The organism is Acidipropionibacterium thoenii DSM 20276 (assembly GCF_000423445.1).
In the GTDB taxonomy this organism is placed as follows: domain Bacteria; phylum Actinomycetota; class Actinomycetes; order Propionibacteriales; family Propionibacteriaceae; genus Acidipropionibacterium; species Acidipropionibacterium thoenii.
This window is the reverse complement of the sequence record NZ_AUHZ01000010.1, coordinates 42,633-53,914: the sequence shown is the minus strand read 5'-3', so window position 1 is coordinate 53,914 and position 11,282 is coordinate 42,633. Positions and strand designations below refer to the sequence as shown.

Sequence of the window (11,282 nt, the reverse complement as noted above, 5' to 3'; positions counted from 1 at the left end):
GTCCTGGGTGCCGTCGGCGGCGAAGACGTGGGAGTTCGCCTCGCCCGTCTGGTGGTGGTGATGCCCACCGCAACCGCAGGACTCGCCCTCGGCGTGGGAGGCATGCTTCTCAGCGGCCTCGCCGCTGTGGTGGTGACCCTCATGGTCTCCGCACCCACAACCGGACTCGGCCTGGTGGCTCCCGCAACCGCAGGACTCGCCCTCGGCGTGGGAGGCATGCTTCTCAGCGGCCTCGCCGCTGTGGTGGTGACCCTCATGACCTCCGCACCCACAACCGGACTCGGCCCCGGCGGCGTCGGCCGTCTCCTGATGGCCCCCGCAGCCGCATCCGCAACCGGACTCGGCGGCGTCCTGGCTCTCGCCATGGTGTCCGTGGCCCCCGCAGCCGCACTCACCACCAGGATGCCCGGCGGTGTCCAGGCTGGTGGCCTGACCCACTGTGTAGTCGCCGGCCTCGTCGACGGCCGCCTCGATTCTGGCGAACTCGATCGGCGACTCGGAGCTGACGTCCATCGAGCCCGAGGCCAGCGAGACCTGCACATCGCTGACGCCGTCGATGGCCGAGACCTCCTCGGTGATGGCCTTGACACAGTGCTCACAGGTCATTCCGTTGATGGTGTACGTCTTCTGCATGGGTGCCCTCCTGGGGTGTTGTCTCAAGCTGTGAGAGGTGAGGATGTCCGGTGGGTGCGGGTCGGCCGGCTCAGGATCTGACCAGCCGCGCGATGGCGTGGTTGGCCTCGGCGATCTTGGCCTCGGACTCCTTGCCGCCGGCCCGCGCAGCCCGGACCACGCAGTGGTCCATGTGCTCGGACAGAAGCTCCAGGGAGACCGACTTGAGGGCGGAGTTGACCGCCGCGATCTGGGTGAGGATGTCGATGCAGTACTTCTCCTCATCGACCATCCGCTCCAGGCCGCGAACCTGCCCCTCGATCCGGTGCAACCGTCTCAGGTGCGCCGCCTTGTGCTCCAGGTAGCCGTGCTGCGGATGCCCGCAGTCATCCCCGGACCCGCAGGCATCGTCGGCATGACCGGCCGCGAGGTGCTCCACCACGGCCTGGCCCTCCGCCGCATGAATCACATCCGTGCGCCGTTGACCCGCCGCATCGGCTGCGCAGCAGCTGTCGGTGTCCTTGACAGTCTCGTTCATCGCCCACCTCCACGCTGAACTATACCCGCAGGGGGTATCTCCTTCAAGGCGGCCAGATGGCCATCCGAAGCCCGTCAAGGGCGTCCCACAGCTGTGGACAACGCTCCGGTGTCCGCGGGAGAGGCGGGACCATACCACCCCGAGGGGCATCATGAAACCCGCTCGACGTCCCAGTTGCGGGGACGGCGGAGTACCTCGCCGACTCCCCCACACCTCTACATCTCCCCTTGTCAGAGCAATGGCGACAGCTGCGGCCGGGCAGCGACAGGTGAGTTGTGCCCCGCTGTCGGCCCGCCATCCCCAGGCTGATGGCAGATGTCCACCGGCAATCCACAGGGCCTGTGGATAACTCCCCCGTCAGAGCACCCGGGTCCGCCGTATCCCAGCAGCGACCACTGCGTCAAGGCGCCGGGCGCTCGAGATGCCGTAGGACGGTGGGCGTGCGACAATTGGCGGCTGTATCGTGTGCATCTTCCGGTACGACGTGATGCCCAGGGAGAGGAGCCCGGATGTCCCAGACCACCGGCCCAGGCCCGACATCCGGCAGCGCCGCACGCCCGGACCGCGCCGATCGGGGCCCTGTCGATCGTGGCTATCCCGGCCAGGGATACTCCGGACCCGCCAACCCGGGCCCCAGTCTCGACCGCACCCCTCCCCAGGATCTGGAGGCCGAGCAGAGCGTGCTGGGCGCGATGCTGATGAGCAAGGAGGCCATCGCCGACGCCGTCGAGGCCCTCAAACCGCGCGACTTCTACCGTCCCGCCAATGAGCTGGTGTTCAACGCCATCCTGGACCTCTACGGACGCGGCGAACCGGCCGATCCGGTCACCGTCGCCGACGAGCTGTCGCGACACGGCCAGCTGGAGCAGGCGGGCGGCCACGTCTACCTCGCCGACCTGCTCTCCAGTGTCTCGGTGGCGGCCAATGCCTCCTACTACGCGGCGATCGTGCGTGACAAGGCGGTGCTCCGGCGCCTGGTGGAGGCCTCCCTGAAGATCTCACAGATGGGATATCAGGCCCAGGGGGATGTCCCCGACATCGTCGACGCCGCCCAGCAGACCCTCTACGAGGTCACCGACGGCAAGATCGCCGAGGACTACCACCCGCTCTCGGAACTCTTCGAGTCCACCTTCGACGAGATGGAGGCCATCGAGGCCCGGGGAGACTCGATGTCGGGCATCCCGACCGGTTTCGCCGATCTGGACGACCTCACCAACGGCTTCCAGGCCGGCCAGATGATCATCGTGGCGGCCCGCCCGGCCATGGGAAAGTCCACCCTGGCGCTGGACTTCGCCCGCGCGGCGGCCATCAAGCACGGCCTCACCACGGCGATCTTCTCCTTGGAGATGGGCCACTCCGAGATCGTCATGAAGCTGCTGTCGGCCGAGGCGGGGGTCGAGCTGTCGCGGATCCGCGGCGGCAAGCTCAACGAGGAGGACTGGCAGAAGCTGGTCGCCAAGACCACCCAGATCTCCTCGGCCCCGCTGTTCATCGACGACTCCCCCAACCTCACCATGATGGAGATCCGGGCCAAGGCCCGGCGTCTCAAGGAGCAGCATGATCTGAAGCTGGTGGTGATCGACTACATGCAGCTGATGACCTCTGGCAAGAAGGTCGAGTCCCGCCAGATCGAGGTCTCCGAGTTCTCCCGCCAGATCAAGCTGCTGGCCAAGGAGCTCGCCATCCCGGTGATCGCGCTGTCCCAGCTCAACCGCGGCCCCGAGCAGCGCACCGACAAGCGCCCGATGGTCAGCGACCTGCGCGAGTCCGGCTCCCTGGAGCAGGACGCCGATATCGTCATCCTGTTGCACCGCGAGGACGTCTACGACCGCGAGTCCAAGCGCGCCGGGGAGGCCGACTTCATCGTCGCCAAGCACCGCAACGGCCCGACAGCCACCATCCAGACGGTCTTCCAGGGCCATTACTCGCGATTCGTCGACCTGCACAAGTGAATTTGCGGATACCCGATCATGGGGGGTGACGCCGTCCGACCCGGGTCGACGGGATCCGGACCTGAGGCCGCCACCATGAAGGAGAGTAGATGGACCATCACCCAGAAGACGCGATGACCACCGGAACCCTGCCGACCATGCGCCCCTCGATGAGATTCCATCGGTGGCTCAACAACGACACCTATGCCGCGATCGCGCTGGCGGCGGCCACCATCGCCGCTCTGGTGTGGGCCAATATCGGCCACAGCTACCAGTCCTTCTGGGACGTGCACCTCGGCTTCATCCTCGGTGGCGCCGACTTCGAGCTCAGCATCTACCACTGGGTCGACGAGGGCGTGATGGCGCTGTTCTTCTTCATGGTCGGCCTGGATGTCCGTCGCGACCTCACCCTGGGGGAGCTGAGGTCGAGACGCCGCGCCATCCTCCCGGTGGCCGCCGCCCTGGGCGGGCTGGTGCTGCCGGCAGTGCTCTTCCTGGCGATCGCCGGGGGCTCCGAGCATGCTGCGGCCTGGGGCACCGTGATCTCCACCGACACCGCCTTCGCGGTCGGGATGCTGGCCGTGGTGGCACCGCGCAACGCCCCGCGACTGCGCTCCTTCCTGCTCGCCCTGGCCGTCATCGACGACATCGCAGCGCTGACGGTGATCGCCGTGTTCTACACCAGCAACCTCAACCTCATCGCCCTGCTGCTGGCAGGGATCGGGCTGCTCGGCGTGTGGGGACTGGAGAGGCTCAACGTCTGGCGGGTGGGGCCCTATCTGCTGCTGGCGATCTACACCTGGGGATGCTTCTACGTCTCGGGGGTGCACGCCACCCTGGCCGGGGTCCTGATCGGCCTGCTGATGCCGGTCTACCCGCCGCGGCGCAAGGATCTTCAGTTCGCCTCGCAGATCTTCGACCAGTTCCGCCAGGCTCCCCAGCCCGACATGGCCCAGCGGGCCCGCGAGGCGGTGACCTTCTCGGTGCCGATGAACCAGCGACTGTCCACGGCCATCGCGCCCTATGTCAATTACCTCGTCGTGCCACTGTTCGCGCTGGCCAATGCCGGGGTGGTGCTGTCGGGGAGCACCCTGGCGGCGGCATTCGCCTCCACTCTGACCTGGGGCATCATTGCCGGCCTGGTGGTCGGCAAGACGCTCGGCATCGCGGGAGCCTCCATGGTGGTGCTCAAGCTGTCCCCCGGCTCCCGGTTGCCCGGCCTGGACGGACCCCGGCTGGCCGGCGTCGGAGCCCTGTCGGGGATGGGATTCACGATCTCCCTGCTGGTGGTCGGGATGGCGATCGACGACCCGATGGCCGCCGACCAGGCACGAGTCGGCGTCATCGCCGCCTCGATGCTGGCCCTGGCGCTGTCCTGGGCGATCTTCCGGGTGAGTCGACGTCTCATGCCGCTGCCGCGCCCGGCCGGGGAGAAGCTGGAGCGGCCCGTCGACCCCGAGGACGATCACATCCGGGGTCGTGAGGATGCGCCGGTCACCCTGGTCGTCTACTCCCCGATCGGCTACGACTACCGGCGTCGGACCGCGGTGGCACTGCGACAGACCCGCAACGCGATGGGCGACTCGGTTCGGATCGTCTTCCGTCATCACGCCGTCGAGGGGGCCGAGATCACCGGTGCGCTGGCTCTGGAGGCCGCTGCCGAGCAGGGCCGGTTCTGGGAGATGCACGACGCCCTGATCGCCGAGCGAAACGCCCTGGACACCGACTGCGTGCGCTCGATCGCCGAGCGGATCGGGTTGGACGTCGAGAGGTTCGAGACCCGGATCAGCCATCAGGAGGACTGGGAGCGGGTGGAGAACGACAACCTGGACATGGAGAACGCCGAGACCGAGGAGAAGACGCTGATCTACCTCAACGGCACCAGGGTGGACGGCCCGTTGCACTCGATGGAGTTGGTGGCCCGGGTCCGGGCCGCGCTGTGAGCGCCTGAGAACCCGAATCGAGGACGCCGACCGCTCCCCCTCACCGGGGATGGTGTGCCCACCGGGAGCAGCTCTCTGCAGGCCCGCCGGCCACCACGGCCCCGGTGGACGACACGGCCCGGTGGACGCCGCCACGGCGTGGGGCCGGTCCGCAGCACGCCGAAGGGCCCCGGTGGATCGATCCACCGGGGCCCTTCGGCGTTGTGAGAAGTCGGCTCAGCCGATGAACTCGGCCAGCGCACGCTCCAGCGCAGGCTTGGGCTGGGCGCCCACGAAGCTCTTGACGACCTCGCCGTTCTTGAACACGAACATCGCCGGGATCGAGGTGATGCCGTACTGCTGGGCAGTGGCCGGGTTGGCGTCGACATCGACCTTGGCCAAGGTGATGGCCTCGGCGTGCTCGTCGGCGATCTTCTCGAGAATCGGGCCGACCTGGCGGCACGGGCCGCACCAGCTGGCCCAGAAATCGACCAGAACGGGCTTGTCGGACTTGAGGACGTCAGCATCGAAACTGGCGTCAGTGACCTCGATGGCCATATCAGTTACCTCCTGAGGTGTGCTGTCTGAAAGTTGTGCGTGGGTAGTCCCACTGGATGTGCAGCCGTCGGCAGTCAGACGTGGGCGGCGGCCGCATCGGCCGGGTCCAGCTGAGTTGCCGTGGCATTCGCCGTCTCAACGTCGCCGGCGTCCTGACTGTTCCCGACCTCGCCGGTCCTCTCGATCTCGTCGGGCTGATCGGCCTCGCCGATCTGTGCGGTGGCAGCGTCATCCAGCTCGGCCAGATAGGCCTGGGCGTCCAGGGCGGCGACCACCCCGGAGCCGGCCGCGGTGGCGGCCTGCTTGTAGATCGGGTCGATGACGTCGCCGGCGGCGAAGACACCGGGCACCGAGGTGCGGGAGCTGCGGCCATCGACCGCGATGGTGCCGGCCTCGGTGAGGTCGAGCAGGCCGTGCACCAGGTGGGTGCGCGGGTCCGAACCGATGGCCTCGAAGACGCCGTCGATCGGCATCTGCGAGTCGGCTCCGGTGACGGTGTCGCGCAGGATCATGCCGGTGACCTTCTGGTCACCCTCGAAGCCGACCACCGTGGAGTTCCAGCGGAAGTCGATCTTCGGATCATTCTCGGCCCTCTCGACCATCGCCGCCGAGGCCCGAAGGGCGTCCCGCCGATGGATCACGGTGACCTTCGAGGCGAACCGCGACAGGAAGGTGGCCTCCTCCATCGCCGAGTCGCCACCGCCGACCACCGCGACGTGGCGGTTGCGGAAGAAGGCGCCGTCGCAGGTGGCGCACCACGAGATCCCGCGGCCCGACAGCTCCGTCTCCCGGTCGCAGCCCAGCTTGCGGTAGGCCGAGCCGGTGGCGTAGATGAGGCTGCGCGCCTCGAAGGTCTGTCCCTCCCCGGTGGTGACCCTCTTGGCCTCGCCGGTGATGTCGAGGGCGGTGACGTCGTCGTAGACGACCTCGGTGCCGAACTTCTCGGCCTGCTTCTGCATCCGATCCATCAGGTCGGGGCCCATGATCCCCTCGGGGAATCCTGGGAAGTTCTCCACCTCGGTGGTCTGCATCAGCTCTCCGCCGACCTCGACCGAGGAGGCGATCAGCAGCGGTTTCAGATTCGCCCGGGCGGCGTAGATCGCCGCGGTGAACCCGGCCGGGCCGGACCCGATGATGATGACGTCGCGCATATCGTCCTTTCGAAGCGTGCCGGTGCCCCAGATTACGGCACTGCTCAGTCAACCCATTCGAGGGCCGGAATCATCCCGAGGCCGGCCCTCGCCATCACGTCACGGACCATCGCTGGGCGCCATGGCACCCGGCCATCTGATCGGTGCCCCCCCCGACGAGCCGAAAGCGGTTAGCGTGGAACCATGCCCACGATGCCCGCGGTAGCCGTCACCGAGTCCTTGCCCATCACGAACCCGCACAGCCTGGTCGATGTCAAGCTGCCGGTGCCGACGCCGGGACCCAATGACTTGCTCGTCGAGGTGCGGGCGGTCTCGGTCAATCCCGTTGACGTCAAGATCCGTCAGGGAGCCGGCAAGCCAGCCGAACCGCTGGTGCTGGGCTTCGACGGCGCCGGCCAGGTGAGGGCCGTCGGTGAGGCGGTCGAGGAGCTCAAGGTCGGCGATGAGGTGTGGTTCGCCGGGGACCGCACCCGCCCCGGCTGCTATGCCCGCTACACCCTGATCGACCAGCGGGTGGCCTCACGGCGTCCCGGAACACTGCCGACAGCCGCGGCTGCTGCTCTTCCGCTGACCGCGATCACAGCATCCGAGGCGATCCGTGAGCACATCGGGCTGTCCGACGACGACGCCTTCCTGATGGTGGGCGGGGCCGGCGGAGTGGGGTCGATGGCCATCCAGATCGCCCGGACGCTGACCACCGGTCCGGTGATCGCGACTGCCTCTCGCCCCGAGTCCGACGAGTGGTGCCGAAACCTCGGCGCCGATGCCACCATCGACCACCATCGACCGCTCGCCGACCAGGTTCAGGAGCTCGGCGTCGAGGGGTTCAACGGCGTCCTGTCGGCCTACTCGGCCGGACGTGAGGGCGATTTCGCCGAGATCATGGCGCCTTTCGGGACCCTGGTGGTGATCGACGCGATGCCGAATCTCAACACCAACGCGCTCAAACCGAAGTCTCTTGCAGTGGTCGCCGAGTCGATGTTCACCCGCACCCAGTTCCACACCTCCGATATCGCCGAGCAGGGCCGGATCCTGGCCCGGGTGGCCGAGCTGGTGGAGTCCGGCAGGATCCGGTCGACGATGACCGAGCGGCTCAAGGGGATCAACGCGGCGACCCTGCGCAAGGCCACCGAGATGGTGGAGTCGGGGCACATGATCGGGAAGGTCGTCGTCGAGGCCGACGCCTGGTGAACACTGTCGAGGCCGACGCCTGGTGAGCCCCGTCGAGGCCGACGCCTGGCAGGGCTTCGTGGCGGCGTCGTCGGCGTACCTAAGCTGGAGCCATGATCAATCCATTGCGCCATCTGCCCGATGCCGGCTCACTGCCCACCGCCCCGATACTGGCCGCGGGCCTGATCGGAGGCTGGCAGATCGCCCGGGCAACCGGCGTCCGGCCCATCGGTGGGGTGGTGCTGGCAGCCGCCGGGGCACTGGCCGGGCGGAGCTGGCTGGCCCGCAAGGGGCCGGTCGCCACCGCGGCCTTGAGCGCCGGGTACCTGGCCGCCTTCGGGCTGTCCCACCCGCTGGCCAAGCGGATCGGGGCCTGGCCCTCGGTGCTGGTCGTCACCGCCGCCGCAGCCGGAGCCTCGCACTACTTCGGCGACCGGATCTGATCCCAGTCCAGCCCGTTGAGGACGGCCTCACCGACCACCTGGGCGTGGAATCCCGTACTGTCCGCCACCGACTCGATGAGGCTCACCGTGCGTGCCAGCCAGGTGTCGGTCCGGAAAGTCGACAGGGCATCCACCTCACCGGTGAGATCGCCTCGATGACATCTCGCCAGGGTCACGTGGGGGCTGAAGGTTCCGCCCTCCGGGTGGGCGCCGGCGTCGCGGGCCGCTGACCTGATCGTGCGGGCCAGATCCGGCAGCACCGACCTGGGATCGTCGACCCCCAACCACAGCAGCCGGCCGGACACCGGGTCGGGGAAGGCCCCTGCCCCCGACAGCCCGAGGGTCAGCGGAGGCACCCGGGCGAGCTCGTCGCTGACGGCGTCGAGCAGAGCCTCGGGGTCGCGCACCGATGCCATGAAGGCCAACGTGATGTGGGCGCCACCGTGGCGGGCCCACCGCGTCTTACGCGGATCATGGGGGTGCTGGCGGCGGCTGAACTCATCGATGATGTCGTCGACGGCCTCGATGACCTCGGCCGGTGGCACCAGTGCCAGGTACATGCGACTGCCCATGGCTCGATCCTCGGCGATAGTGACCCCGATCTCAAGGGATACGGCCAGTTCCGGCGGAGCCCGGCAGTGCGAACGGATCATCTCCGCCGGCCCGCGCCCTATCCTCAAGGGGTGCTCGACCTCTCACTTCCGGCTACCGAGGTGGCGCCGATGCTGCTCGGGGCCGTCATCTGGCATGCCGGGGTCGGGGTGCGGATCACCGAGGTGGAGGCATATCTCGGTCCGGCCGACCCGGCCTCCCACGCCTTCCGCGGGCCGGGCGGCCGGGCGGATGTGATGTTCGGGCCGCCGGGGCGGATCTATGTGTACCTGTCCTACGGAATCCACCACTGCGTCAATGTGGTCTGCTCCCCCGATGGGGTGGCGTCGGCGGTGCTGCTGCGAGCCGGTGAGGTGGTCGGAGGTCACGATCTCGCCCGCACCCGCCGGGGTGCCCGGATCGCGGACCGCAAGCTGGCCAGCGGTCCGGGAAACCTCGGTCAGGCTCTGGCGGCCGTGCTGGGCGACACCGGCGCGGTGCTGGCCCTCGGCCCTGGACCTGCGGTCTCCTCCGGACAGGCTCGACCACACCAGATCGAGGCCCGCGGCCGTGAAGACCTCAGCGAGCACCGCTGTCAGGTTCGACACCAGCGTGCCCGACCCGGCGATCTCTCTCAGCCCATCGGTCACAGTGCCGACCCGGGCGATGCGGTCGCGCACCAGCTCCCTGCGGCTCCCTCGGACTGGTGCCTGGAACCGGCCGGGACTGCCGGCCGCTGGCAGACCACCACTCGGATCGGGATCTCGAAGAACGCCGATGCTCTCTGGCGGTTCATCATCCCCGGCGACCCGACCGTCTCCGGCCGACGCCACTGATCCAGGCCGAGGAAGCCCCCCCACACCCCCCCCCGACCCCACCGAATCCGCCCCGGCAAAGCCCCCGGACACCCCCCATTTCCACGTTCGTCCTCAAAACCGACGTTCGTCCTGGAATTCCAGGACGAACGTCGGTTTTGAGGACGAACGTGGAGCAAGCCAGCTCCGGAACCACTGCGGACAGGCCGAATCAGGGAACCAACGCCAAGCCGACCAGCTCCGACGAAGAACGTGGACAGCCGATGTCACCACCTGGCAGCCGCCGTCACCACCTGGCAGCCGCTACCGGTACAGCGACTTGTCCAGCACTGCCTCGAGCTTGTCGACGCTGGCCTGCAGACTGAACCGATCGGCCATCAGTTCGTGGCCACGGGCGTGCCAACGATCCATGGTGGCCTGATCGGCGTCGCGCACCCGGGAGATCCCCTCGACCAGGTCGAAGGGCTCGACGACCGCGCCGACCTCGTCATCGACGATGACGTCGCGCAGCGGCAGCTTGGCATTGCTCACCACCGCCAGCCCGGCGGCCATGTAGTCGTAGAGCTTGTTGGGGCTCATCCCCTTGTTGAAGACCTGCTGGGGGGTGACGGTGTGCAGGCCGACGTCGCAGGCCTTGAGGATCCGCACCAGCTCGGACTTGGGGACCTGGTCGTGGAAGGTGACATTGGTGAGCCCGCGAGCGGCCACCTCGTCGATCGCCCACTGCTTGCGGGCTCCGCCGCCGACCAGCAGGAAGTTCACGTCGGGCAGTTCCTGGGCGGCGTCGACGATGAGGTCCAGGCCGACGTAATTGGCATGGGTGCCGGAGAACACCGCTGTGAACCCGGTGATCCCGTACTGGGAGCGCAGCTCCTCCTTGGACTCGGCCACCTCGTACTCGGCCAGGTCGGCGCCATTGGGGACGACGGTGAGTTTGTCGGTGTTGATCCCGAGCTCCTCGAAGTGCTCCTCCCAGCCCGTGGGGACCACGACGATCTGGCGGGCGTTGGCATAGATGGTGCGCTCCAGACCGACCAGGACCCTGTGCAGCAGGGATCCCTCCTTGACCGCCCCGCCGGAGACCAGGGAGTCGGGCCACAGGTCTCGGATCTCCACCACGAATGGCTTGCGACGCAGCTTGGCGACCACCATCGCGGCGGCCGGGGCGAGGATCTGCGGGGAGGAGGCGAAGATCACGTCGGCCGGGCGGACCAGCGCGCGGGCTCCGGCGCCGACCGCGAAGGCCACCCAGCCGAGCACCCGCTTGGCACCGTTGCCGGAGTACTCGGGGATCGGGACCAGGGTGTAGCGGGGGTCATCGACCGTCATCTTCTGGCCGGAGGTGTGATTGATGTTGGCGGCGTAGAAGTGCGGGGTCCAGTTCCTCAGCCGGGAGAACATGTCGAAGTTGCGGGTGATGCCGCCGGAGCCCGGGGGAAAGGCGTAGTGGTTGATGACGGTGACCCGACGGTTGGGCATCTGTCCTCCTGCATGACGGCGTGGCTCCCAGCCTAACGAAAGCCGCGGATTCAGGGGTTCGGGAGGGCTGAC

The 11,282-nt window shown here is 68.2% G+C and carries 8 protein-coding genes and 3 pseudogenes; 5 read left to right on the top strand and 6 right to left on the bottom strand.

From position 1 onward, the window contains the following. Positions 1-168 precede the first annotated feature (168 nt). Positions 169-633, bottom strand: a pseudogene (locus G554_RS14645) (heavy-metal-associated domain-containing protein); the annotation flags it as partial. 70 nt (positions 634-703) lie between these two features. Continuing rightward, complete coding sequence (locus G554_RS18730) at positions 704-1,150, bottom strand: metal-sensitive transcriptional regulator (RefSeq protein ID WP_483756906.1); 447 nt, start codon at positions 1,148-1,150, stop codon at positions 704-706. A 509-nt stretch (positions 1,151-1,659) separates the two neighbouring features. Here G554_RS18730 and dnaB point away from each other — a divergent pair. Continuing rightward, a complete protein-coding gene (dnaB, locus tag G554_RS14640; RefSeq protein ID WP_245569940.1) occupies positions 1,660-3,102 on the top strand; it encodes a replicative DNA helicase in 1,443 nt (480 codons plus the stop codon). Between the two features lie 89 nt (positions 3,103-3,191). Then, entirely contained in the window at positions 3,192-5,024 is a 1,833-nt protein-coding gene (gene nhaA, locus G554_RS14635; protein WP_036924579.1) for a Na+/H+ antiporter NhaA, read from the top strand. A gap of 216 nt (positions 5,025-5,240) precedes the next feature. Here the strand turns inward: nhaA and trxA are convergent, their stop codons facing one another. Beyond that, entirely contained in the window at positions 5,241-5,561 is a 321-nt protein-coding gene (gene trxA, locus G554_RS0104405; protein ID WP_027586963.1) for a thioredoxin, read from the bottom strand. Positions 5,562-5,794: 233 nt separating this feature from the next. Further along, positions 5,795-6,712: pseudogene (gene trxB, locus G554_RS14630) on the bottom strand (thioredoxin-disulfide reductase); the annotation flags it as partial. A gap of 183 nt (positions 6,713-6,895) precedes the next feature. On the opposite strand from trxB, the gene G554_RS0104395 reads away from it, so the two are divergent. Next, positions 6,896-7,903: a zinc-binding alcohol dehydrogenase family protein gene (locus tag G554_RS0104395; RefSeq protein WP_027586962.1), complete on the top strand. Its 1,008-nt coding sequence runs from the start codon at positions 6,896-6,898 to the stop codon at positions 7,901-7,903. 92 nt (positions 7,904-7,995) lie between these two features. Next, on the top strand, positions 7,996-8,325 hold the full coding sequence (locus tag G554_RS0104390) for a hypothetical protein (RefSeq protein WP_036924574.1): 330 nt from the start codon (positions 7,996-7,998) through the stop codon (positions 8,323-8,325). Here G554_RS0104390 and thpR read toward each other — a convergent pair. Next, positions 8,304-8,897, bottom strand: coding sequence for an RNA 2',3'-cyclic phosphodiesterase (gene thpR / locus G554_RS16635; protein ID WP_161626462.1), 594 nt, complete (start codon positions 8,895-8,897; stop codon positions 8,304-8,306). The genes G554_RS0104390 and thpR overlap by 22 nt on opposite strands. A gap of 111 nt (positions 8,898-9,008) precedes the next feature. Here thpR and G554_RS18575 point away from each other — a divergent pair. Next, a pseudogene (locus G554_RS18575) lies at positions 9,009-9,449 on the top strand (DNA-3-methyladenine glycosylase); the annotation flags it as partial. 585 nt (positions 9,450-10,034) lie between these two features. On the opposite strand, the gene G554_RS0104375 reads toward G554_RS18575, so the two are convergent. Next, positions 10,035-11,210 (bottom strand): glycosyltransferase family 4 protein, encoded by a 1,176-nt coding sequence (locus G554_RS0104375; RefSeq protein WP_027586959.1) that lies wholly within the window; start codon positions 11,208-11,210, stop codon positions 10,035-10,037. Positions 11,211-11,282 lie beyond the last annotated feature (72 nt).